Genomic DNA, 22,853 nt, shown 5'->3' with positions numbered 1-22,853 from the left:
TGTGAACATCCCCTGGACCCCGAGGAGATCAGGTTGTCCGACCACACACCGGAAGCGACGAACGCAGCATTCGACGATGCGGTCGTCATCGACGGATGCTCGGTATCCGCCACGGCCTGGCACGAGCGCATCGAGCACTCCGGTGCCACCGCACTCCAGACCGTCGTGACCTGGCCGCGGGACGATCTGAATCAGGCGTTGAACCGAATCCAGAGTCACCGCAGGATCATTCGCGACGAGAAGCGGTTCGACCTGGTCCGGACGGTCGACGACATCCACCGCTGCAAGGACGAGGGCCGAGTCGGGCAGATCCTGGGCGCGCAGAGCACCGACATGCTGGGCCGGGATGCGTCGCTGGTGGAGGTGCTCCACGACGCCGGCCTGCGGGTCATGCAACTCGCCTACAACGAGCGGAACACGGTCGCCGACGGGAGCCTCGAGGCGTCGAACGCCGGGCTGTCGCACTTCGGCCGGGAACTCGTCCACGCCATGAACGAGACCGGGATGCTGATCGACCTCGTCGACACCGGCATCGCCTCCAGCCTCGAGACGATCGAGTTGTCCGCCAAGCCGTGCGTGTTCTCCCGACTCAATCCGCGGGCCACGGCGCTCGAGCAGCAGCGGAACCTGACGGACGAGCAGATCACGGCCTGCGCTGCGAAAGGTGGTGTGATCGGGCTGATTCCCTACAGCCCGCTGTGCGCGACCACCCCCGGTCAGCGGCCGAGCATCGACGACTACATCCGGCACATCGACTATGTCGTCGACCTCGTGGGCATCGACCACGTCGCGATCGGCACCGATTCCGAGGCCACCCCAGGCAGCGTGTCCCCCGACCTGGCCATGCTCATGGGCCGGATCGGCCGCATGGCCCTCGGGTCGGACAACAGCATCGGCGAGATCGCCGCCGGAATGGGCCTGCGCAAGCCACGGACGACGCCGATGACCTACTTCGAGATGGCCGAGGCACTGCAGCACGGCAACTGGGGTGCAACAGGATTCGAGAACGTCGCGAAGCTCCCGAATCTCGCCACCACGTTGACGGACGCCGGATGGTCCGACGACGACCTCCGCAAACTGCTGGGCGGAAACCTGCTCCGCGTCTACGCGGCGAACTGGTCCTGACCCCCCGAGAACACCGATGGCCGAATGTCACACACGCTCAGTTGGACTGAACGCGTGTGACATTCGACCACAGCGAGGGGGGAGACCTACTTCGCGAACACCGCGTGGGCGCCGGAGATGGCTGCCTTACCGTCGCGCACGAGTTCGAACGCCACGCCGTCGGCGTCGCCCCACGCGCGCACCTGGGCGGTGTCGCCGGGGAACATCGGGGCGGCGAAGCGGCCCTGCAGCTCGAGCAGGTCCGCCGGGTGCACGCCGAGCTCACGGGCGAGCGGCAGTGTGGACGCGGCGAGCGTGCACAGGCCGTGCATGATCGGGCGCGGCTGCCCGATGACCGCGGCGGCCTCCGGGTCGATGTGGATGTGGTGCATGTCGCCGAGCAGACGGTAGAGGGCCGTCTGGTTGGCGGCGGTGACCAGGTCCACCGTCACGGTCGGTTCACCCTCCGGGCCGGCCGGCTTGGACGGTCCGCGTTCGCCGCCGAATCCGCCTGCGCCCGGGGCGAACAGGGACCAGGTCGCGACGAAGTACTCGCACTCGACCTTGACCTCGAACACCGCGGCGGCGCCCTTGTCCCACACCTCGCCGACGCTGGCCTTCAGCTCCACCGATCCGCTGCGGGGCAGCGGGGCGAGAACCTTCAGCTCCTGCGAGCCGTGCAGGGCGGTCTTGGTGTCGAACGCGCCGCGCGAGCCGAGCTCGTCGGGCGCCCACTGGGCCAGCGTCAGGGCGAACGTCGGGAGGACCCGCAGCCGCTCCTCGAACACCAGGTCCAGATCGGTGGCCTGGGCACCCACCGCGAGGGCGTAGATGATCGCGTCCCGCTCGGTGTAGGAGACGGTGCGGGTGCCGAGGTCGACACCGCGCCAGTCGCCGGCCGTCTTCTGCTCCACTGCAGTCATTCTCGTGTCCTTCCGGAGGTGTCAGGCCAGGCCGAGGAGCAGACCGGACGTGGGAACCGCGGTTCCCGCCGTCACGATCATGTTCTCGACGCTGCCGGGCTGGTTGGTGGACGTGCCGCGCAGGACGCGGACGGCCTCGGCGATGCCGTTGACGCCGTGCAGGTACGCCTCACCGATCTGACCGCCGTGGGTGTTCGACGGCAGCCGGCCGCCGATCTCCAGGTTGCCCTCGCGGATGAAGTCCTTGGCCTCGCCGACACCGCAGAAGCCGAGCTCCTCGAGCTGCGGCAGCACCAGCGGCGTGAAGTGGTCGTAGAGGACCGCGGCACCGATGTCGTCCGGGGTGAGCCCGGACTGTGCGTACAGCTGGCGTCCGACCAGGCCCATCTCCGGGATGCCGGTGATGTCGGGGCGGTAGTAGCTGGTCATCATGTGCTGGTCCTTGCCGGACCCCTGCGCCGCGCCCTTGATGACGACGGGCGTGTTCTTCAGGGTCTTGGCGCGTTCCGCGGAGACGATGACGAGGGCCTGGCCGCCGTCGGTCTCCTGGCAGCAGTCCAGCAGGTGCAGCGGTTCGGCGATCCAGCGCGAGTTCTGGTGGTCCTCGAGCGTGATCGGCTTGCCGTAGAACCAGGCCTTCGGGTTGTTCGCGGCATGCTTGCGGGCGACGACGGCGACGCGGCCGAAGTCCTCGCTGGTGGCGCCGTACTGGTGCATGTAGCGGCGCGCGAACATGCCGACCCACTGCGCCGGCGTGGACAGGCCCTGCGGCGTCATCCACGCGTACGCGGCACGGTCCGCGGTGGAGTCCATCGGACGGTCGTGCTGGCCGAGACCGTAACGGACACCGGAGCGTTCGTTGAACGCGCGGTACACGACGACGACGTCGGCGACACCGGTGGCAACAGCCATCGCGGCCTGCTGGACGGTGCCGCAGGCGGCGCCGCCGCCGTAGTGGACGCGCGAGAAGAACTTGAGCTCGCCGAGACCACAGTTGCGGGCGACGATGGCCTCACCGTTGGTCTCGGACGTGTACGTGGACAGGCCGTCGACCTCGGACGGGTCGATGCCGGCGTCCGCGAGGGCCGCGACGATCGCCTCGCACGCGAGCTGGAGTTCGCTGCGGCCCGAGTTCTTGGAGAACTCGGTGGCGCCGATACCGACGATCGCGGCGGCACCGGAGAGCGGGCTGACGGCCATCAGGCGTCCTTCCCTTCGCTGGCGGCGGGATAGGCGTTCGGAAAAGACACGGTGACGGTCCCGGCAAGGTGGTTGCCGAGGCTGTTGGCGCCGACGATCTTCACCTCGACGAGTCCGTTCTCCTTGGCGACGACCTCACCGGTCATCGTCATGGTGTCGCCCGGGTAGTTCGGGGCACCGAGCCGGATCTTGACGCGGCGCACCGTCGCGACGGGGCCGGCCCAGTCGGTCACGAACCGTCCCGCCAGACCGTTGCTGGTGAGGATGTTCATGAACACGTCCTTGCTGCCGCGCTGCTGCGCCAGCTCCGGATCGTGGTGCACGTCCTGGAAGTCGCGGGTGGCCAGGGCCGTCGCGACGATCAGGGTGCGGGTCAGCGGAATCGCGAGCTCGGGCAGCGTCTCGCCGACGGTGATGTCGTCGTAGCTGCGGCCGGTCAGTGCAGCGGCGGTCATGCGACCACCTCGACACCGGCGGCGAGCTGCGCACCGAGACGGGCGAGATCCGACGCGGACCCACCGAGGGTGGCGCCGATCTGCTTGCCCCACAGCAGGTGTCGATGCACCGGGTAGTCGGTGTCGACGCCCATGCCACCGTGGACGTGGGTGGTGCGGTGCACGACGCGCTGGCCGCCGTCGGTGGCCCACCACTTGGCGACGAGCACCGAGGTGCCCGGGTCCACGTCGTCGACGAGGTTCTGCGTGGCCTGCCACAGCGTCACGCTCATCGCCTGCAGGTCGATGTAGCAGTCGGCCAGCTGGTGGTTGACGGCCTGGAACGTGGCGAGTGGACGCCCGAACTGCTGGCGGCCGTTGAGGTAGTCGACGGCCTGCGACACGGCACCGGCGCCGACACCGAGCGCGATCGCGGCGAGCGCCAGCTCGACGCGGCTCTGCAGCCACGGCGCGGTGGTGCCGTCGGCGGGGCCGAGCAGTTCGGCGGGGGCGTTGTCGAGGGTGACGTTGCCGCAGATCTCCCAGGTGGTGGACTGCGTCTGCTCCACCGTGACACCTGCACCGGCGAGGTCGACGACGAACAGGGCGGCGCCGGACGCCGTGGTGGCCGAGACGATCGCGCGCTCGGCGACGTGGACGATCGGGACGACGGCCTTGGTGCCGGTCAGGGTCCAGACGCCGGCGGTCTCCACCGCGGTGGTCGCCGGAACCCCGTCCGTGTACGGGCCGAACTCCTCGATCCCGACGGTGAGGAACGTACGGCCCTCGGCGACACCGGGAACCAGCGCGGCGGCCTGCTCCTCGGTGCCGAACTCGGCGACCGCGAGCGCGGCGAGCGCGGACTGCCAGATCGGCACCGGTGCCACGTGGCGGCCCTGCTGCTCGAGCAGCACGTACAGCTCGGACAGGCCGAGGCCGCCGCCACCGAGGTTCTCGGGCAGGGCGATACCGAGCAGGCCGGTGTTCGCGAGTTCACGCCACAGGTCGCGGTCGAGACGCTCGTCGCTCAGCTCGATCGCCTTGACCCGGTCGATGTCGGCCTTGCTGGTGAAGACCTCGTCGGCGAGGGTGCGAATCGCCTCTTGCTCTTCGCTGAAGTTGAAGTCCATCAGTGCTCCTCCCGTGCAGCCGGCCGGAACGCGGGCAGCGTCAGATCCGGGTCGGCGTCGATCCAGTCCAGTTCCACCGGCATGCCGATCTCGACCTGCTCCGGCGTGATGCCGGACATGTTCGCGATCAGGCGGGTGCCCTCTTCGAGTTCGATGGTCGCCACGATGAGCGGGTACTCGAAGCCGGGGATCCGCGGGTGGTGGTTGACGACGAAGCTGTAGACGGTGCCGCGGCCCGACGCGTCGACGGTGTCCCACTCGAGCGACTGGCACTCACCGCACATGGGGCCGGTGGGGTGGCGCAGCACGCCGCAGTTCGTGCAGCGCTGGATCACCAGACGGTGCTCCTTGGCGGCCTCGAACCAGAAGGCGTTGTCGTGGTTGAGGGCCGGACGCGGGCGCAGGCCCACATCGGCCTTCTTCGGCTTCGGCGCGAACCGCAGGGTGCGCCACCGCTGCGTCGCGACGGTCTCGTCGTCGCCGTTGCGATACGTCTTGAGAGTGGTGACGAAGTGCCCGGTGCCCAGGCCGGTCGTCTTCTCCTCGGAGATCGACTCGATCGTCTCGGTGACCGAAACCCGGTCGCCGGCACGCAGTTCGGCGAAGAACTCGAAATCCGAGTCGGTCGCGACGACCGACGAGAACCCGGCCTCGTCGAACGCGGCGATCATGTCGGTCCACACCTGCGACGGATCGTTGTTCGCCATCTTGTCGGTGAACGTGCGCATGATCCACACCTGCGCCATGAGCGCGGGCGCGACGGCACCGTCCCGGCCGGTGGCGCGGGCGGCGTCGTCGTCGAGGTAGATCGGGTTGGTGTCCCCCATCGTCTCGACCCAGTGCCGGATCATCGGGGTGTTGACCTCGTCCGGACCCCAGGTCTTCGGGGTCAGGACCTGACCCTCGAATTCCTTGATCTTGGTAGCGAATTCGCTCACTTGACCCTCTTCTCCCGCACCAGGCCCAGGCCCATCGTGCCGACCATGTCGCGCAGGACCTCGTTGACGCCGCCGCCGAACGTGTTGACCATGCCCTGGCGGGAGATCTGCTCGACCTGACCGGCCAGCAGCGCGCCCGGCGACTCGGGCCGGATGCGTCCGGCCGCACCGAGGATCGCGAGCAGCGACCGGTAGACGTCGATGTGGGTCTCGGTGCCGTACGCCTTGGTGGCGCCGGCGTCCGCACCGGAGAGCTTGTCCGCGGCGACGGCCGCGGTCATCTTCCAGTTGAGCAGGCGCATCGCCTCGAGCTTGGCGTGGGTACGCGCGAATTCCTGCTGCACCCACGGGATCTCGATGGCGCCGTTGTCCTTGGCCCAGTCGAGTACCTGGTGCCACAGGCCGTAGGTGCGGCCGCCGATCGCGGCCAGGCCGATGCGCTCGTGGTTGAGCTGCGCGGCGATCAGCTGCCAGCCGCCGTTGACGTCACCGATGACGTCCGACGCCGGGACGCGGATGCCGCTGTAGTAGGTGGCGGTGACCATGAGGCCGCCGACGGTGTTGATCGGCGACCACGAGAAACCGGGATCGTCGGTGGGCACCACCAGGATCGAGATGCCCTTGTGCTTCGGGGCCTCCGGATCGGTGCGGGCGGCCAGCCACACGTAGTCGGCGGTGTTCGCGCCCGACGTGAAGATCTTGGCGCCGTCGACCACGAAGTCGTCGCCGTCGCGGACCGCGCGGGTCTTGAGGGACGCGAGATCGGTACCGGCCTCGGGCTCGGTGTAACCGATCGCGAAGACGATGTCGCCGGAGAGGATGCCCGGCAGGAACCGGTCCTTCATCTCCTGCGTGCCGTACTTCATCAGCGTCGGACCGACGGTGTTGACGGTGACGAACGGGAACGGCAGACCGGCGCGCTGCACCTCGTCGAAGAACACGAACTGCTCTTCGATGGAGCGGCCCTGTCCGCCGTACTCCTTGGGCCAGCCGATACCCAGCCAGCCGTCCTTGCCGAGCAGCTTGACGACCTCACGGAAGTACTCGCCGCCGACACCTTCCTCACCGGCCTTGCGACGCTTCTCCTCCGGCAACAGCTGCGCGAAGTACGCCCGCAACTCCTGACGGAGCGCAAGCTGTTCGGGGGATTCCCTCAAATCCATCGTTAACTCTCCCTGACAACGAAACGAGTGACTATCGACGCCGATTGCCGAAACAGGCAGCCGCCGGAGCGGCGGCTGCCTGTCTGCATGGTTCCGGACGCTAGCGAGCATGCCGGATCGCTGGGGCGGGCGTCTCGCCCAGCGGGAAACCCTCAGAGGAAACGTCGGCGTCCGAACGAGACGAACTCGGCCTCGAGTGCGTCCTTGCTGTCGTCGGTCATCGCCACGTACACGGGCTCGCCGCGGCCCTCCCAGCGGTACACCGGTTCGCCGGTGCGCCACAGCTCCGCCTGCAGTTCCCGCTTGAGGACCTTGTTGGAGCCGGTGACCGGCAGGTTCGTCGACACCCGCAGGAACCGCGGGGTCGCCTTGCTGCCCAGGTCGTCCTGACCGGCCAGGTACTCGGCGAACTTGTCGACGTCGAACGTATCGAGCGACGCGACCTCGATCGCGGCCATCACCTGGTCGCCCGAGCGGGCGTCCGGGATCGCGTACACACCGGTCGCGATGACCTCGGGGTGGCGTCGGATGACCCGCTCGATCATCAGCGCGGACGTGTTCTCGCCGTCGACGCGGATCCAGTCGCCCTTGCGTCCGGCGAAGTAGAGGAAGCCGGCCTCGTCGACATAGCCGAGGTCGCCGGTCCAGTACCAGCCGTGCTTGATGCGGTCGGCGTCGGCGGCGTCGTTCTTGTAGTAGCCCTCGAACGCGCGGGCGCCCTCGGTGTTGATCATCTCGCCGATGGCGTCGTCCGGGTTGGTCACGCGGCCGTGCTCGTCGAGGATCGCGCGGGCGCATTCCTGACGGGTCTCCGGGTTCACGACGAGGATGCCGGCGTGTGCGGGACGCCCCAGCGCACCCTCCGGTGCCTCCGGGTCGAGCTTGACCGACCCGGCGCCCTCCGAGCTGCCGTAGCCCTCGAACAGTTCGGCACCGAAGCGGCGCACGAACTCGACCTTGTCCTCCGGCGACGCCTCCGTGCCGAAGGCACGCTCGAGCTTGTTGTCACGATCGTCGGCCTGCTCCGGCGTCGCCATCAGGTAGCCGAGCGCCTTGCCGACGTACGTGAAGAAGGTGGCACCGAAGTACTTCACGTCGGGCAGGAAACCGGACGCGGAGAACTTGCGGGCCGCGGGCAGGCAGACGGTGGCGCCGTTCGCGAGCGCCGGCGCCCACAGCGCCATGAGCGCGTTGCCGTGGAACAGCGGCATGCAGCAGTAGTCGACGTCGTCGCGGGTGTGCCCGTACTTGGCGGAGTTGGAGTACGCGAGCCGGGCCAGCCGGCCCTGACTGCACTTGACGCCCTTGGACATGCCGGTGGTGCCCGACGTGAACAGCAGCAGGAACAGCGAGAACTCGTCGAGGCCGTCGGCGACGGCCGGCTCGACCCGGTGGGCGTCGATCCGTGCCGGGTAGTCGGGCGCGTCGACGAGGACGAACCGGTCCGCGGACAGCCCCAGATCGAGGCCCCGCAGCTTCTCCATGCCCGCCGTGTCGGTGACGATCAGCTGGCAGTCGACGTACTTGATCTCGGCCTCGAGTTCGGTGGCACCGCGGGTCGGGTTGATACCGACGACCGTCGCCCCGGCCAGTGCCGCGCCGCCGAGCCAGAACAGGAAGTCCGGGACGTTCTCGAGCAGGATGCCGATGTGGAACGGGCCGTCGACGCGCAGCGAGCGGGCCAGGTCACCGCGCGCAGCGCTCTCCCGCACCACCTCGTCCCAGGTCCAGTCCTGATCGCGGGTACGGAGACCGAGGTGCTGGTCACCGACGCGATCGAGCAGCATCTCGGCAATCGTGGTGCGTTCCAACTTCAACTCTCCTGTCGGGGCGCCCGTGGGCACGGGCGGCGTTCTTTCGCGAAAAGTAACCGTGCACTGTCACGCAGATCACCGACAGTCTCGCTCAGTGGTAACTGCTCCCGCTGACGGTTCCGGACGTGAGAAATTGCCATGAGAAACCCGTCACATCCCATTTCCCCGAGCCTGGAGAGCAGGGCGTTCACGAGTACCGCGGTGAACAGGAACGACTCTGGCACGGAAGAAAGGCCCCTCATGACTGCCCCCGCGGATCCGCAACTGCACCTGGATCAGGTGATGTCCCGTCTGACCGGCCCCGGCGGCGAGTTCGAGATCGTCGAGGAGCCGGTTCTCGGTGCCCGCATGACGGTGATGAAGAACCGGGCCGGGTCCGTCGGCGACCTGCTGACCGCGTCGCTCGCGTGGGGTGAGCGCGACTACATCGTCACCGCGGACCGCCGCATCTCCTTCACGCAGAATGCCGCCGACTCGTACGCGCTGGCCGCCGCTCTGAAGGACCGGTTCGGTGTGGAGAAGGGCGACCGGGTCGCGATCCTCGCCGCCAACACCCCCGAGTGGATCACCACGTTCTGGGCGACGCAGGCCCTCGGCGCCATCACCGTCGGCCTCAACGGCTGGTGGGTGCCCCGCGAGATCACCTACGGCCTCGAGCACAGCACCCCCAAGGTGCTCGTCGTCGACGCCAAGCGCGCCGCCGGCCTGACCGACGTGGACACCACCGGAGTGACGGTCCTGACCATGGAGGAGGACCTGCCGAAGCTGATCGCCGAGTACGCCGGCGCCGACGCTCCCACGGTCGACATCGACGAGGACGACGCGTCGGTGATCCTGTACACCTCCGGCACCAGCGGCCGCCCCAAGGGCGCGCTGCACTCGCACCGCAACCTGATCGCGGTCGCCGACTACCACCGGTTCAGCGACGCGATCATGGCCGCCTTCTCCGGCAAGCCGTACGACGCCGCGTTGCCGTCCGAACTGCGCTACCTGCTCACCTCGCCGCTGTTCCACATCGCGAGCCTGCACAACCTCGTCGTGCCGCGCGCCGCGACCGGCAGCGCGATCGTCATGCACCAGGGCGGGTTCGACGTCGACAAGGTCCTCACCCTCGTCGAGCGGGAACGCGTCACCAACTGGGGCGCCGTCCCGACCATGGCGTCGCGGCTGCTCGAGCACGGCAACATCGGCAAGTACGACGTGTCGTCGCTGACCTCGTTCTCGCTCGCATCGGCCCCGTCGTCGATCGCGTTCAAGGAGCGTCTGCGCGAACAGGTTCCATTCGCCCGCAACGCCCTCGTCGACAGCTACGGCCTCACCGAGTGCTCCACCGCGATCGCCGTCGCCAGCTCCGCCGAGCTCGAGGAGTACCCGGGCACCCTCGGCCGGCCGATCATCACGGTCAGCATGGAGATCCGTGACCCGTACGGCGAGTGGCTGCCCGACGGCATGGAGGGCGAGGTGTGCGTCCGCAGCCCGTTCGTCATGCTCGGCTACTGGAACGACGCCGACGCGACCGCCGCATCGATCACCGCGGACCGCTGGCTGCGGACCGGTGACTTCGGTGTCGTCGAGAACGGCCGTCTGCGCCTGACCGGACGCCGCTCCGACCTGATCCTGCGCGGCGGCGAGAACGTCTACCCCACCGAGATCGAGCAGACCCTCGACGAGCACCCGGCCGTGCAGGAGTGCGCCGTCATCGGCACCCCGCACCCCGACCTCGGCCAGGAGGTGTCCGCGGTGGTCGTCATCGCCGAAGGACACACCGTCACCGAAGAGGAACTGCGCGAGTACGCGAGCGAGCGCCTGTCGTACTACAAGGTGCCGACCAAGTGGCGTATCACCGGCGACCTGTTGCCGCGCAATGCAACCGGCAAGATGATCCGGAAGCAGATCGAGGTCTGATGACCGCTGCGGCCGTCGCACGGCTCGTCGCCGTGGAGGCGATCCGCGACCTCGCCCACCGGTACACGCACCTCGTCGACGAGGGGCGACTGGAGGCGGTCGCGGAACTCTTCTCCCGCGCGGTGTACGGGCAGTGCGACGGTCACGGCACACCGGTGGGGTCGGTGCGCGACTCCGACCCCGCCGGTGTGCTCGGTGCGTGCCGCAGTTTCATCCGGATGCACGGCACCCCGCCGCGTCCGCGCACCAAGCACGTCGTCACCAATCTGCGGGTCGACATCGCCGACGACCACCGCACTGCAACATCGCTGTCGTACTTCACAGTGCTGCAACAAACCGATACTCTTGCGCTGCAACCGATCCTGGCGGGACGCTACTTCGACGCGTTCGCTGTGATCGACGGTGAGTGGACGTTCACGCAGCGGCTGACCTGCGTCGACCTCACCGGGGACCTGAGCGAGCACGCCACCCGCGCACTGTAGAGGAGCACCATGCAGGTCGGTCTGAACATCCTGGGCGCGGAACGCCTGTACGACGACCGGATCCGGTCGGTGCTCGACCTCGCCGCCGCCGCGGACCGCGCCGGTGTCGACATGATCTCCACCGGCGACCATCTCGGGTTCGAGGCGTCCGCACACGCCGAACGGGTACGCGAGCACGGCTTTCCGTTCCCCCTCGACCACGACTGGTACGAGCCGCTCACCCTGCTGTCGTCGGTGGCCGCGGTGACCGAACGGGTCCTGCTGAACGTCTCCGTCCTCATCGCGACCCTGCGGCCACCGCTGCTGCTGGCCAAGCAGATCGCGACCCTCGACCGACTGTCCGACGGCCGCGCCGCGATCGGCATGGGCGTCGGCTGGCAGGAAGCCGAATACACCGCCTCCGCCATGCCGTTCGACGCCCGCTTCGGCCGGATGGAGGACACCGTCCGGGCCTGCCGCGTACTGTGGGCGTCCGCGCCAGCGTCCTTCACCGGACGTGATTTCGCGTTCGACGACTTCCATTCCTTCCCGCAGCCCGTCCAGCCACGGGTGCCGGTGATCTTCGGATTCGCGCCCAGCCCACGCAATTTCGCGCGCATCGCCCGCGTCGCCGACGGCTGGACCGCCAACCCCGCCGACATGGCATCCTTCACCGACAGCGTCACCCTGCTGCGCCGGACCTTCGAGGAACACGGCCGCGACCCGCACTCGGCGATCGTCCAGGTGTCGGTGGCCCCCGAACACCGCGACGACGGCACCGTCGACTACGACGCCACCGCCGACACGGTCCACGCCTGGCACGCCGCCGGCGCCACGACTGCAGTGTTCCGTCCCGCCACGTTCTGCACAGCGGGAGAAGAGGTTCCGCAGCTGATCGACTGGGCGGTACGACTGAAGGCCACACTGCTGCACGGCTGAGAGGCGGATCGATGACGGCGGAGACACGGGCACTGGCCGAACTACTCGACAAGCAGGCCATCCACGAGGTGGTGCTGCGCTACTGCCGCGGCATCGACCGCCTCGACTTCGACCTGGTCCGCAGCACCTACCATCCGGACGCCGTCGACCATCACACCGGATTCGACGGCGGCATCGACGATTTCATCGCCTGGGTGGAGCCGAAGCTGCGGGCGATCGGCGGCACGATGCACCACATCGGCAACCACCTGATCGAGGTGCACGGCGATGTCGCGATCAGCGAGGCGTACTCGACGTCCGCGCACTGGGGTGGCGGCGACGGCATCGGAATGATCAACTTCACGAGCGGCTGCCGCTACGTCGACCGCATGGAACGCCGCGACGGCACCTGGAAGATCGCCGAACGGTGGGCGGTCCGGGAATGGACACGCTCCGACGCCGGACGCCTCACCCTGCCCGAGAGCGACGGCCCCCGCGGCCGCCGCGACGGCACCGACCCCCTCGACACCCTGCGGGCGCGACTGGGCTGACCGCGCCAGCGCCCCGTGCTTGACTGAAGGTGTGTACCGCGAACAGGCCTCCCGGGTGATCCCCGGCGCGGTGGTGTGGCGCACCGACCGCACCACCGCCGGATCGGTGCTGCCCGACGGCTGTATGGACCTGGTGTGGCGGGACGGTGTCGTCCTGGTCGCCGGCCCGGACACGGAACCGTTCACGGTCGACGCATCACCCGGACCTGCGGTGGGGCTACGATTTCCGCCCGGACTGCTCCCCCACCTGCTCGGGGTACCGGCGTCTGATCTGCAGAATCTGCGAGTGCCGCTCGACGACGTCGTCGGGCGGCGCGCATCTCCTCTCCGCTGCGTCGACCCCGGCGATGCGGCCGGCGCGTTCGAGACGTTCGGTCTCGCCCGCCTGTCCGATGTCGGGGCCCCGGATCCCGCGGTGACCGCGGCCGCCGACCTGCTCGCGGCCGGCACCCCCGTCGCCGCCGTCGCCGCCACCACCGGCCTGTCACCGCGGGCCCTGCACCGCCTCGCCGTCCGCAACTTCGGGTACGGACCCAAGACACTGTCCGCGATCCTGCGACTGCAGCGTGCCCTCGACCTGGCGGCGCGTGGGCTACCGTCCGCCGACGTCGCCGCCGCCTGCGGGTACGTCGACCAGGCGCACCTCATCCGCGAGTCCCGGCGGCTCACCGGCCGCCCGTTCGGGGAACTCCGTCAGGACGGCAGCGACGCGAACAGGTCCACCCCGTTACCGTCCGGGTCGACAACCGTCGCATAGCGCTGCCCCCACGGGGCGTCGAACGGTTCGACACCCGTGTGACCGGCGTCGGAGAGACGCGCCCACACCGCGTCCACCTCCGCCGGATCGGCGCACGCGAACGCCAACGCGACCCGCGCATCACCCGTCGGCGGCGTGTACGGGCCCGCGAACGACTCCACCGTCGCGACCGTGTCCCACATGAGCCGCACCCCGCCGGCGACCACCTCGACATGCGGCTGCGACTCGGCGTCGCCGGGGACGTCCAGACCGAGCAGCCGGTAGAAGCGGAGGGACGCAGCGAGATCGGCGGTCACCAGGCCGATCGCATTCAACTGAGGAGTCATGGTGGACACGCTAGCGCCCCCGCCCGGCCCAGCGATTGGATCTTTCGGTCAACCGATACCCCGAGGCGAAGCCGGGGTGAATTCGTCCGGATCAGCCCCCGGCCCGGCCGACCGTCGGGTTTCATGCGTCCGAACTCACCGGATCGACCCCCGAAAGGAAACCCCATGATCGACCTCCCCGGCATGATCACCGCCTTCGTCCAACCCCTGTTCACCGGCAGCCTCGGCAGCTCGTCGGGCAGCCTCGGCAGCCTCGGCAGCACCTCCACCGGCAGCCTCGGCAGCTCCTACGGCAGCGCCGTCGACGCGCCGGGCAGCTGAGCGGGACCGCCCCCCGAAACAGCTGAAGGGACCCTTCGTACGCTCTGGGCGTACGAAGGGTCCCTTCAGCTGAAAAACGGAACAGAGCACCTACCGTGGGCGCGGCACGCCGGCCTCGATGAACAGGCCTTCGACGGAGACGCAGACCTCGCCGGCGGCGTTGCGGATCTCGCCGACGGTGTGGATCTTGCGGCCGTCGACGGAGGTCTGCTTGCCGGTGATGGTGAGTTCCTCGAACAGCGGGGTGGGCCGGTGGTAGCGCGTGTTGAGCTGCGCGGTCATACCGGACTTGCCGCCCCAGGCGTTGGCGACGCCGAGGACGTGGTCGAGGAGCATCGCGGAGACGCCGCCGTGGACGCATCCGGGAGGGCCCTGATAAGGCAGGGTGAGGGTGACGATGCCGCGGACGGTGCCGTCCTCGAGGCCCTCGAGGACGAGCGGCGGGGCGATCGCGTTCTCGGGACCGGTGATCGGGTCGTGCCGGGTGACGCCTTCCCCTGACCACATGTCGACCATGCGGTCGGCGACGGCGGGGGCGTGGTCCTCGAGGTGCGCGACGATGCTGTCGAGTTCCTCGGCGACCCGGTCGAGGTTGGCGTTACCGCGGTCGGTGCGCAGCATCGCGTCGACGAGCCGGCGGGCCGCGGCGGTGGCGCGGTCGACGGGGGCATCCTGCGGCGGCGACGTGAGAACGGTGCCGTTCGGGTGTGAGTGCTTGGTGGGGTGGTCCCCGGTCTCCATCACGAGCGGACCTCCATCGTGGCGTGGGTGAGCACCGGCTGGCCGTCGCGCTCGGGGCAGGTGGCGAGCAGGGTGAGGGTGTTCCCGTCCTGCCAGACGGACGTCTCGATGGTCTCGCCCGGGTAGATCGATCCGGCGAAGCGCACCGAGAAGTTCTGCACGCGGGACGGATCGCCGTCGAGCATCCCGTCGACGACGGCCTTGCACACGACGCCGTACGACGCGAGCCCGTGCAGGATGGGGCGGTCGAAGCCGGCCATCTGCGCGAACGACGGGTCGGCGTGCAGCGGGTTCATGTCGGCGCTGAGCCGGTACACGAGGGCCTGCGCGGTGCCGGTCTTCGAGACCAGCACCGTGTCGGCGTCCCGCTCGGGGACTGCGCTGACGGCGTCCGGTCCGGCGTCGCCGCCGAAGCCGCCCTCGCCGCGCGCCCAGATCTGCATGGCGGTGGTCCACAACGGGTTTCCGTCGAGATCGGTGGCGGCCTGCTCGAGCACGATCATCGCGGCCTTACCCTTGTCCCACACGTCGGCGACGCGGGACGAAACGAGCGCCGAACCGGATGTCGGGATCGGGGCGTGCAGGGTCAGCGACTGGCCGGCGTGCAGGATCTTGCGCAGGTCGATGTCGATGCCGGGCATGTTCATGCCGGCCGGCTTCAGGGTGCCGGCGGAGACACCCTGGCCGGCGACCATCGCGAACGTGGGCAGAACTTTCAGGCCCTTCTCGTACACCCAGCCGAGTTCGGCGGGGTCGAGCGCGTCCACCCCGGCGCCGAGACCCAGGTGGTAGAGCAGGACGTCACGCTCGGTCCAGTTGGCCTCGCGCACAGTCGGTTCGGCCGACAGTGCGGCCTTCACATCAATGGGCACTATGACTCCTCAGAAATGGTCCCGGCGCGGTACAGCGTGATCACGCACGCCCCACCGAGACCCAGATTGTGTTGCAGGGCAACCGAAGCACCCTCGACCTGACGGGCACCGGCCTGCCCGCGCAACTGCCACGTCAGCTCCGCGCACTGCGCGAGGCCGGTGGCACCGAGCGGGTGCCCCTTCGAGATGAGACCGCCGGACGGATTGACGACGACCCGCCCGCCGTACGTGGTGGCCCCGGATTCGACGAGCTTGCCGCCCTCACCGGGTGCGCACAGGCCGAGACCCTCGTAGGTGATGATCTCGTTGATCGCGAAACAGTCGTGCAGTTCGATGACGTCGACGTCGTCGATCGACAGCCCGGACTGCGCGAACACCTGCTCGGCGGCGACCCGCGTCATGGGTGCGCCGACGACGTCGATCATCGACTTGTCGGCGAACGCCTCGTCGGTGTCGGTCGTGAGCGCCTGCGCGACGATCTCGACCGCCCGGTCCTCGAGGCCGTGCTCACGCACGAACTTCTCACTGACCACGATCGCCGCGCCGGCACCGTCGGACGTGGGTGAGCACTGCGAGCGAGTGAGGGGCGCGTGGATCATCTTGTCGCCCAACACCTGCTCGAGGGTGTACTCGTCCCGGAACTGCGCGTACGGGTTGTTCACCGAATGCCGGTGGTTCTTCACGGCGACGGCCGCGATCTGTTCGGCGGTGGTGCCGTAGCGCTCCATGTGCTCGAGCGCCGCGTTGCCGAACAACTGCGCGGTCATCGGGCCACCGCCCCAGCCGTGCTTCTCGACCATGACCTTCAGCTGGTCGTCGAGGGTGGTGACCTTCGGCATCTCACCGGTACCGGTGAGCGTCGTCTTCGTCATCTTCTCGAAGCCGACGGCCAGTGCGCAGTCCACGAACCCTGCCTGGACCCATTCGCGGGCCATGAGCAGGGCCGTGGACCCCGTCGCACAGTTGTTGTTGACGTTGACGATCGGGATCCCGGTCAGACCCGTCTCGTACAGCGCCCGCTGTCCCGCGGTGGACGCACCGAACACGTAGCCGGCGGCGGCACGCTGAACCTGCGAGTAGTCGATACCCGCGTCCGTGAGCGCCTTGCCCACGGCCTCGGTGACCATGTCCGGGTACTCCCAGTCACGGCTCTCGATCTTCTCGAACTTGGTCATGCCGACGCCGACGACGAAGGTGCGATTCATGGGACTGTTGTCCTACTTTCCGGGTTCGGGATCGCGCGGCAGACCCAGGATCCGCTCGCCGATGATGTTCAACTGAACATTCGTCGTACCACCCGCGATCGACATGCACTGCGAATTGAGGAACATCTGCGTGGCGGACTTGCTGTGCTGCTCGCCGAGCAGCGCCGACGGTCCGGCCCAGTCCATCGCCACTTCCCACACCTGCTGAATGTGCTCGACGCCCAGCAGTTTCGCGATCGACGACTCGGCACCCGGCTGCGCGCCGGACAGCGAGCGCATCGTCGTGCGCAGACCCATGAGGCCACCGGACTGTGCGTCGCACAGCACCTTGCCCAGAACGGTCAACTGTTCGGCGTCGATGCCGCCGGGCAGCGTGTCGGCGAGCGTGAGCAGCGCCTCGCCACCCGAACCGAGGGACGAGTCGTGCGACAGCGACACCCGCTCGTTCGCGAGCGTGGTGCGGGCCAGCTTCCAGCCGTCGCCGGGCTCGGCGACCAGGCAGTCGTCCGGCACGAACACGTCGTCGAGGAACACCTCGTTGAACAGGGCCTCACCGGTGATCTCGCGCAGCGGCCGGATGTCGAGGCCACTGTTCTTGATGTCGATGAGGAAGTACGACAGACCCTTGTGCTTGGGCACGTCGGCGTCGGTGCGGGCCAGGCAGATGCCCCAGTCGGCCTCGCGGGCCATCGACGTCCACACCTTCTGGCCGTTGAGCTTCCAACCGCCGTCGACCTTGGTGGCCTTGGTGGACAGGCCCGCCAGGTCGGAGCCGGCGCCCGGCTCCGAGAACAGCTGGCACCAGGTGATGTCACCGCGTAGCGACCCGGGCAGGAAACGCTCGGTCTGCTCGGCGTTGCCGTGCGCGATGATCGTCGGGACGACCCAGTTGCCGATGATCATGTCGTGCGGGACGAGGTCCGCACTGCGGAGCTCTTCGGCGATGACGAGCTGGGTGACGGCGTCCGCACCCTTGCCCCACGGGGCGGGCAGGTGCGGCGACGTGTAGCCCTTCTCCGCCAGGTACGCCTTGCGGGCGTCACCGTCGAGGGCCTTCGCGGGCTCGAGCTCGGCGCGGACGTCGGCACGGATCTGCTCGGCTTCCTCGGGCAGGTCGATGCTGAGCACGCGACGGGCCCCGTCGATCGTCAGCTGCGCGACCCGACGCTTCCAGGATGCGGTGGAGCCCAGCAGGATTCGCAGGGACTGCGCGCGACGCAGGTACAGGTGTGCGTCGTGCTCCCACGTGAAACCGATGCCGCCGAGAACCTGGATGGCGTCCTTGGTGACCTGGAACGCCGACTCGAGGGCCACCGCACCGGCGACGGCCGCCGCGAGCGACGCCTCCTCGGCAGGCACGTCCTCGCGCAGTGCGCGGGCCGCGTCCCACGCGGTGACGCGGGCCTGCTCGGCGAGGCTGAGCATGCGGGCGACCTTGTGCTTGACGCCCTGGAACTGGCCGATGACCCGGCCGAACTGCTGACGCACCCGCGCATAGTCGGCGGCCGTCGTGGTGGCCCAGTCCGCCAGACCCGACGCCTCCGCCGCGAACAGCGTCGCCGCGACGTCGAGGATCCGCTGCGAATCGAGTTCCAGCACATCGCCGTCGGCGAGCTCGAGGCCGTCCACTGCCACCTCGGCGTTGCGCCGGATCACGTCGTGGCTGGGCAACTCGGTGACCGTCAGGCGAGCCCGGTCGACGGCGACGAACACCAGCGCACCCTGATCGTCGCGCGCCGCGAGCAGGAACAGGTCGCCCACCTGGCCGCCGAGCACGAAGCTCGACGTACCCGACAGCACGACCTTGCCGCCGTCACGCGTCAGCGTCAGGCTGCCCGGCTGCAGGGCCACAGCACCGAAGGTGGAGCCGTCGGCCAGGCCCTCGAGGTCGGCGGTGCGGCCGGCCTCGTGCAGAACGGTCGAGACGACGACCGTCGGCAGGAACGGTCCCGGCACCATCGCGCGGCCGAGTTCCTCGACGACGATCGCGAGTTCGACGAGGCCGTAGCCGACGCCGCCGACCTCCTCGGGCAGGTGCAGGCCCAGCATGCCGAGCTCGGCGAGCGAACCCCAGTACGCGGGACGCGCCTCGGCCTTCGCCTCGTCTGCCTCCCGGATCACGGCCGGGGTGGCGTAGCGCGCAGCCCAGCCACGCACGGAATCGCGAAGCTCGCGGTCTTCGTCACTCAATCCAATGGTCATGAAAAGTCCTCGGTATCAGAAGAAGGTGGGTCGCTGTGCGCCTTTTTGGTAGCTGGTACTACCAAAAAGGCGCACGGGTGCCGAAGGCGCCTAGACCCGCTCGATGATCGTGGCGGTGGACAGGGCGCCGCCGGCGCACATGGTGACCAGGCCGGTGGACTTGTCGGACCGCTCGAGTTCGTGCAGTGCGGTGGTGATGAGGCGGGCACCGGTGGCGCCGACGGGGTGGCCGAGGGCGATGGCGCCGCCGTTGACGTTGACCTTGCTCATGTCGGCGTCGAGGACCTGCGCCCACGACAGCGCGACGGATGCGAAGGCCTCGTTGATCTCGACGAGGTCGATGTCACCCAACGACATTCCGGCCTTGGCGAGGACCTGGCGGGTGGAGTCGATGGGGCCGTCGAGGTGGTAGTAGGGGTCGGAGCCGGCGAGGGTGGCCGAGACGATGCGGGCGCGCGGGCGCAGGCCGAGCGCGGCGGCCTTCTCCTCGCTCATGAGCAGCACGGCGGCGGCGCCGTCGCTGATCTGGGACGAGTTGCCGGCGGTGTGGATGCCGCCGTCCATGACCGGCTTGAGTGCGGCGAGGCCCTCGAGGGTGGTCTCGCGCAGGCCGCCGTCGCGGGTGACGGTGGCGGTCTCGCCGGTGTACTCGCCTTCCTTGGTGACGACGGGCGCCTCGACGGGGATGATCTCGCGGTCGAAGCGGCCCTCGGCCCACGCCTGTGCGGCGCGGCGCTGCGACTCGAAGCCCAGGGCGTCGACGTCACCGCGCTTGATGCCGCGGTTGGCGGCGATGCGCTCGGCGGCGACGAACTGGTCGGGCATGTCGACGGACCAGTCCGCGGGGATCGGGATGCCGGTGCCGGGGGCGAGTGCCTGGCCGAGGAAGACGCGGCTCATCATCTCGACACCGCAGCCGATGCCGGCGTCGATCTGGCCGGACGCGATGAGGCCCGTGATCATGTGGACGGCCTGCTGGGAGGAACCGCACGCGCAGTCGATGGTGGTGGCGGCGGTGGTGTAGGGCAGTCCGGCGTGCAGCCACGCGTTGCGGGCGACGTTGTTGGACTGCTCGCCGGCCTGGGTGACGGCGCCACCGACGATCTGTCCGATCTCCTCGGGTGCGACACCTGCGCGTTCGAGGACACCGCGCTGGGCGAAGCCGAGCAGCGTGGCCGGGTGCAGGCCCGCCAGCTGACCGCGGCGGCGGCCGATGGGGGTACGGGCGGCCTCGACGATGACGACGTTGGTCATGGAGAGTTCCTCCTGGGGTGCAGCGAATACGTGCGGTCCACGAGCTGCACCGAACTGCAACTCGTTCATTTCTGGAATGTATTCTACTTACCCGGGCAGGGCAATGGCGCCGGAGGACGGGAGCACGTCACGACGACTCGTCGATGCGGCACGGACCGATCGGTTTTCGGCACGAGGCCAACCGTCAAAAACTAGAATTCATTTCAATTTCGACGGTCGTTCGTACCCGCACCGCGTCAGAGATTCGTCGGCGTCCGCGCATTCGACAGGTCCGCGAGCAGCAGCCGGCACGCCGTCCGCAGATCGGCCTCGGCGTCCGGCACCGAACTGCGTCCGTTGAGGCACGACTGGATGATCCCGAACCACGTCGAGACCAGTAAGCGCACCAGCACCGAATCGCTCTCGGTGACCTGCTCGATCCCCGCGGCGTCGAACAGCACCTCCCGGAACTGGCGGTCGACGCGGGCGACGTCGGGGATCGTGGTGACCTTCGCGGTGCTCGTCGCCTGGATCATCGCGGTGGCCAGCAGCGGCTGCCGCATCAGGGACCGGGTGGCCCGCAGCAGCGTCTCGAAGATCTCGTCCTGCGGGGTCGACGCGGGCTGGGCGCGCCGCGCGAACCCCTCCCCCATCTGGTCGATCTGATCGACCATGACCGCGACGAACAGGTGCGTCTTCGACGGGAAGTAGCGGTAGAGGGTGCCGATCGCGACGCCCGCGAGCTTCGCGACCTCGTGCATCTGCACCCGCTCGAGTTCCTTCTCGGTACCCAGCTGCGCCGCCGCCGCGAGCATGCGCGCGAACCGCGCCCGCTGTTCGGCCGAACTCGGCTCGGCCGCGTCCCGCGCCTCGGCAACTCTCGGCACCGCCGACCCCCTACTCTCTGCATCGTTCGACGACCGAACGGCGTCATCCCATCGTCGCGCACCGCGACGGACGCACGCGAACACCCCCCACGACACCGGAACGTCACCGAACCGGCCGGTGGGCTTCCGCTGAGTGGGAGTCCGGCTGCACCGAACAAGCACGTGCGATTGCGTTCATATGGAACCCGAATTATATGGAGGACACAACCATGACGGACTGGACAACCGAGTGCGACGTCGTCGTCGTCGGCTCCGGTGGCGGCGCGCTGACCGGCGCGTACACCGCTGCCGCGCAGGGGCTGCGCACGATCGTGCTGGAGAAGACCGACCTCGTCGGCGGCACCTCCTCGTACTCGGGCGCGTCCATCTGGTTGCCCGGCACCCAGGTTCAGGAGCGGGCCGGGCTGCAGGACTCCACCGAGAACGCCCGCACCTACCTGCGTGCCCTGCTCGGCGACACCGAGGCCGTGCGCCAGGACGCGTACGTCGACACCGCCCCGGTCGTCGTCGAGTTCCTCGAGCGCGATCCGCACATCCAGTTCGAGTACCGCGCGTTCCCCGACTACTACAAGGCCGAGGGCCGGATGGACGCCGGACGCTCCATCAACCCGCTCGACCTCGACCCCGCCGACATCGGCGACCTGGCCGCCGTGGTGCGCCCCGAGCTGGATCAGGACCGCACCGGGCAGACGCATGCGCCCGGCAAGCTCATCGGCGGACGCGCCCTGATCGGACGCCTGCTGGCCGCGTTCATGGGTACCGGCAACGCCGAACTGCGCACCCACACCGACATGTCCGAGCTGGTGATCGAGGACGGCCGCGTCGTCGGTGTCGTCGCCGACACGAAGGACGGCCAGGTCCGGATCAAGGCGAACCGCGGCGTGCTGCTGGCCGCCGGCGGCATCGAGGCCAACCCGGAGATGCGCACCGACGCCGGCACCCCCGGTGAGGCCGCGTGGAGCATGGGCCCGTTCGGTGCCAACACCGGCGCCCCGATCGCGGCCGGTGTCGCGGCCGGCGGGGCCACCGATCTGATGGATCAGGCGTGGTTCTGCCCCGGCGTCGCACAGCCCGACGGCTCGGCGGCGTTCATGGTCGGCGTCCGCGGCGGCATCCTCGTCGACCAGAAGGGTGAGCGTTACCTCAACGAGTCGCTGCCCTACGACCAGTTCGGTCGCGCGATGGACGCCCACGACCGGGAGACGGCCGACAACAGCACGCTGCCGTCGTACATGATCTTCGATTCGCGGGAGAAGGGCGGCCTGCCCGCGATCTCGCTGCCGAACACCCCGCCCGCCACCCTGCTCGACGCCGGCGTGTGGGTGTCGGCGGACACCCTCGACGAGCTGGCCGGGAAGGTCGGCATCCCCGCGGACGCCCTGCGCGCGACCGTCGAGCAGTTCAACGACTTCGCCAAGCACGGTGTGGACGAGCAGTTCCACCGCGGCGAGGACCCGTACGACGCGTTCTTCTGCCCGCCGAACGGTGGCCCCAACAACGCGCTGACCGCGATCGAGACCGGCCCGTTCTACGCCGCGAAGATCGTGCTCAGCGACCTGGGCACCAAGGGCGGCCTGGTCACCGACGCCGACGCCCGCGTCCTCACCGCCGACGGCACCGCGATCGACGGCCTGTACGCGGCCGGCAACACCAGCGCCTCGGTCAGCGGCAAGGTGTACCCGGGCCCGGGTGTGCCGCTGGGCACCGCGATGGTGTTCGGCTACCGCGCCGTCGCCCACATGCTGGCGAACTGATCCGCCCCGGTCGG

At 69.1% G+C, this 22,853-nt stretch carries 22 protein-coding genes; 8 read left to right on the top strand and 14 right to left on the bottom strand.

The features are described from left to right. Nucleotides 1-33 precede the first annotated feature (33 nt). Nucleotides 34-1,125, top strand: a complete 1,092-nt coding sequence (locus E0497_RS01930) for a dipeptidase (RefSeq protein ID WP_161987378.1) — start codon at nt 34-36, stop codon at nt 1,123-1,125. Between the two features lie 86 nt (nt 1,126-1,211). On the opposite strand, the gene E0497_RS01925 is transcribed toward E0497_RS01930, so the two are convergent. The 7 genes from E0497_RS01925 to casI form a co-directional block, all read right to left on the bottom strand. After that, nucleotides 1,212-2,027 carry a MaoC/PaaZ C-terminal domain-containing protein gene (locus E0497_RS01925; protein ID WP_137723070.1) on the bottom strand — a complete coding sequence of 272 codons (816 nt, stop codon included), beginning with the start codon at nt 2,025-2,027 and terminating at the stop codon, nt 1,212-1,214. 21 nt (nt 2,028-2,048) lie between these two features. Continuing rightward, nucleotides 2,049-3,227 (bottom strand): lipid-transfer protein, encoded by a 1,179-nt coding sequence (locus tag E0497_RS01920; protein ID WP_137723069.1) that lies wholly within the window; start codon nt 3,225-3,227, stop codon nt 2,049-2,051. Further along, entirely contained in the window at nt 3,227-3,682 is a 456-nt protein-coding gene (locus E0497_RS01915) for a MaoC family dehydratase (protein WP_137723068.1), read from the bottom strand. The genes E0497_RS01920 and E0497_RS01915 overlap by 1 nt, the downstream gene beginning before the upstream one ends. After that, on the bottom strand, nt 3,679-4,791 hold the full coding sequence (locus tag E0497_RS01910; RefSeq protein WP_137723067.1) for an acyl-CoA dehydrogenase family protein: 1,113 nt from the start codon (nt 4,789-4,791) through the stop codon (nt 3,679-3,681). Before E0497_RS01910 ends, E0497_RS01915 begins: the two co-directional genes overlap by 4 nt. Then, nucleotides 4,791-5,729 (bottom strand): bifunctional MaoC family dehydratase N-terminal/OB-fold nucleic acid binding domain-containing protein, encoded by a 939-nt coding sequence (locus E0497_RS01905; RefSeq protein WP_137723066.1) that lies wholly within the window; start codon nt 5,727-5,729, stop codon nt 4,791-4,793. Before E0497_RS01905 ends, E0497_RS01910 begins: the two co-directional genes overlap by 1 nt. Then, on the bottom strand, nt 5,726-6,892 hold the full coding sequence (locus E0497_RS01900) for an acyl-CoA dehydrogenase family protein (protein WP_137723065.1): 1,167 nt from the start codon (nt 6,890-6,892) through the stop codon (nt 5,726-5,728). Before E0497_RS01900 ends, E0497_RS01905 begins: the two co-directional genes overlap by 4 nt. Nucleotides 6,893-7,044: 152 nt before the next feature. Continuing rightward, complete coding sequence (gene casI / locus E0497_RS01895) at nt 7,045-8,709, bottom strand: steroid-22-oyl-CoA synthetase (RefSeq protein ID WP_137723064.1); 1,665 nt, start codon at nt 8,707-8,709, stop codon at nt 7,045-7,047. 237 nt (nt 8,710-8,946) lie between these two features. On the opposite strand from casI, the gene casG reads away from it, so the two are divergent. From casG to E0497_RS01870, 5 genes are read left to right on the top strand one after another with little or no spacing between them, the layout of a single operon-like run. Beyond that, on the top strand, nt 8,947-10,611 hold the full coding sequence (gene casG, locus E0497_RS01890; RefSeq protein ID WP_137723063.1) for a steroid-24-oyl-CoA synthetase: 1,665 nt from the start codon (nt 8,947-8,949) through the stop codon (nt 10,609-10,611). Then, nucleotides 10,611-11,093, top strand: a complete 483-nt coding sequence (locus tag E0497_RS01885; RefSeq protein WP_137723062.1) for a nuclear transport factor 2 family protein — start codon at nt 10,611-10,613, stop codon at nt 11,091-11,093. The genes casG and E0497_RS01885 overlap by 1 nt, the downstream gene beginning before the upstream one ends. 9 nt (nt 11,094-11,102) lie before the next feature. Next, nucleotides 11,103-12,011, top strand: coding sequence for a TIGR03619 family F420-dependent LLM class oxidoreductase (locus E0497_RS01880; protein WP_137723061.1), 909 nt, complete (start codon nt 11,103-11,105; stop codon nt 12,009-12,011). An 11-nt stretch (nt 12,012-12,022) separates the two neighbouring features. Further along, nucleotides 12,023-12,541, top strand: coding sequence for a nuclear transport factor 2 family protein (locus tag E0497_RS01875; protein ID WP_137723060.1), 519 nt, complete (start codon nt 12,023-12,025; stop codon nt 12,539-12,541). A 19-nt stretch (nt 12,542-12,560) separates the two neighbouring features. Beyond that, a complete protein-coding gene (locus E0497_RS01870; RefSeq protein ID WP_241665655.1) occupies nt 12,561-13,298 on the top strand; it encodes an AraC family transcriptional regulator in 738 nt (245 codons plus the stop codon). Here E0497_RS01870 and E0497_RS01865 read toward each other — a convergent pair. Then, nucleotides 13,235-13,624 (bottom strand): VOC family protein, encoded by a 390-nt coding sequence (locus tag E0497_RS01865; RefSeq protein WP_137723059.1) that lies wholly within the window; start codon nt 13,622-13,624, stop codon nt 13,235-13,237. The genes E0497_RS01870 and E0497_RS01865 overlap by 64 nt on opposite strands. Before the next feature lie 165 nt (nt 13,625-13,789). Between E0497_RS01865 and E0497_RS20375 the strand changes: the two genes are divergently transcribed. Next, entirely contained in the window at nt 13,790-13,945 is a 156-nt protein-coding gene (locus E0497_RS20375) for a hypothetical protein (protein WP_161987377.1), read from the top strand. Between the two features lie 90 nt (nt 13,946-14,035). Here E0497_RS20375 and E0497_RS01860 read toward each other — a convergent pair whose 3' ends face one another. From E0497_RS01860 to E0497_RS01835, 6 genes are all read right to left on the bottom strand, one after another. Further along, a complete protein-coding gene (locus tag E0497_RS01860; protein ID WP_137723164.1) occupies nt 14,036-14,686 on the bottom strand; it encodes a PaaI family thioesterase in 651 nt (216 codons plus the stop codon). Further along, nucleotides 14,686-15,558 carry a MaoC/PaaZ C-terminal domain-containing protein gene (locus E0497_RS01855; protein ID WP_137723058.1) on the bottom strand — a complete coding sequence of 291 codons (873 nt, stop codon included), beginning with the start codon at nt 15,556-15,558 and terminating at the stop codon, nt 14,686-14,688. The genes E0497_RS01860 and E0497_RS01855 overlap by 1 nt, the downstream gene beginning before the upstream one ends. Then, entirely contained in the window at nt 15,558-16,763 is a 1,206-nt protein-coding gene (locus tag E0497_RS01850; RefSeq protein ID WP_137723057.1) for a lipid-transfer protein, read from the bottom strand. Before E0497_RS01850 ends, E0497_RS01855 begins: the two co-directional genes overlap by 1 nt. Nucleotides 16,764-16,775: 12 nt before the next feature. Then, the gene (locus tag E0497_RS01845; protein ID WP_137723056.1) at nt 16,776-18,965 is read right to left on the bottom strand and encodes an acyl-CoA dehydrogenase family protein; all 2,190 of its coding nucleotides are present in this window, start codon (nt 18,963-18,965) and stop codon (nt 16,776-16,778) included. Nucleotides 18,966-19,055: 90 nt separating this feature from the next. Continuing rightward, a complete protein-coding gene (locus tag E0497_RS01840) occupies nt 19,056-20,219 on the bottom strand; it encodes a steroid 3-ketoacyl-CoA thiolase (RefSeq protein WP_137723055.1) in 1,164 nt (387 codons plus the stop codon). 236 nt (nt 20,220-20,455) lie between these two features. After that, nucleotides 20,456-21,085 (bottom strand): TetR/AcrR family transcriptional regulator, encoded by a 630-nt coding sequence (locus E0497_RS01835; RefSeq protein ID WP_137723054.1) that lies wholly within the window; start codon nt 21,083-21,085, stop codon nt 20,456-20,458. Nucleotides 21,086-21,294: 209 nt separating this feature from the next. Here E0497_RS01835 and E0497_RS01830 point away from each other — a divergent pair, with 209 nt between their 5' ends. Then, a complete protein-coding gene (locus tag E0497_RS01830) occupies nt 21,295-22,839 on the top strand; it encodes an FAD-dependent oxidoreductase (RefSeq protein WP_137723053.1) in 1,545 nt (514 codons plus the stop codon). The last annotated feature ends 14 nt before the right edge of the window (nt 22,840-22,853 follow it).

This window comes from Prescottella subtropica, from assembly GCF_005434945.1.
In the GTDB taxonomy this organism is placed as follows: domain Bacteria; phylum Actinomycetota; class Actinomycetes; order Mycobacteriales; family Mycobacteriaceae; genus Prescottella; species Prescottella subtropica.
The sequence above is the reverse complement of the archived record's forward strand: the minus strand, read 5'-3'. Positions and strand labels throughout refer to the sequence as shown.

Excerpts from the sequence above, each read along its gene's own strand:
- E0497_RS01925 (WP_137723070.1), bottom strand. The coding sequence starts at position 2,027 with ATGACTGCAGTGGAGCAGAAGACGGCCGGCGACTGGCGCGGTGTCGAC.
- E0497_RS01860 (WP_137723164.1), bottom strand. The coding sequence starts at position 14,686 with ATGGAGACCGGGGACCACCCCACCAAGCACTCACACCCGAACGGCACC.
- E0497_RS01920 (WP_137723069.1), bottom strand. The coding sequence starts at position 3,227 with ATGGCCGTCAGCCCGCTCTCCGGTGCCGCCGCGATCGTCGGTATCGGC.
- E0497_RS01900 (WP_137723065.1), bottom strand. The coding sequence starts at position 6,892 with ATGGATTTGAGGGAATCCCCCGAACAGCTTGCGCTCCGTCAGGAGTTG.
- E0497_RS01885 (WP_137723062.1), top strand. The coding sequence starts at position 10,611 with ATGACCGCTGCGGCCGTCGCACGGCTCGTCGCCGTGGAGGCGATCCGC.
- E0497_RS01880 (WP_137723061.1), top strand. The coding sequence starts at position 11,103 with ATGCAGGTCGGTCTGAACATCCTGGGCGCGGAACGCCTGTACGACGAC.
- E0497_RS01915 (WP_137723068.1), bottom strand. The coding sequence starts at position 3,682 with ATGACCGCCGCTGCACTGACCGGCCGCAGCTACGACGACATCACCGTC.
- E0497_RS01865 (WP_137723059.1), bottom strand. The coding sequence starts at position 13,624 with ATGACTCCTCAGTTGAATGCGATCGGCCTGGTGACCGCCGATCTCGCT.
- casG (WP_137723063.1), top strand. The coding sequence starts at position 8,947 with ATGACTGCCCCCGCGGATCCGCAACTGCACCTGGATCAGGTGATGTCC.
- E0497_RS01845 (WP_137723056.1), bottom strand. The coding sequence starts at position 18,965 with ATGACCATTGGATTGAGTGACGAAGACCGCGAGCTTCGCGATTCCGTG.
- E0497_RS20375 (WP_161987377.1), top strand. The coding sequence starts at position 13,790 with ATGATCGACCTCCCCGGCATGATCACCGCCTTCGTCCAACCCCTGTTC.
- E0497_RS01875 (WP_137723060.1), top strand. The coding sequence starts at position 12,023 with ATGACGGCGGAGACACGGGCACTGGCCGAACTACTCGACAAGCAGGCC.
- E0497_RS01910 (WP_137723067.1), bottom strand. The coding sequence starts at position 4,791 with ATGGACTTCAACTTCAGCGAAGAGCAAGAGGCGATTCGCACCCTCGCC.
- E0497_RS01850 (WP_137723057.1), bottom strand. The coding sequence starts at position 16,763 with ATGAATCGCACCTTCGTCGTCGGCGTCGGCATGACCAAGTTCGAGAAG.
- E0497_RS01840 (WP_137723055.1), bottom strand. The coding sequence starts at position 20,219 with ATGACCAACGTCGTCATCGTCGAGGCCGCCCGTACCCCCATCGGCCGC.
- E0497_RS01830 (WP_137723053.1), top strand. The coding sequence starts at position 21,295 with ATGACGGACTGGACAACCGAGTGCGACGTCGTCGTCGTCGGCTCCGGT.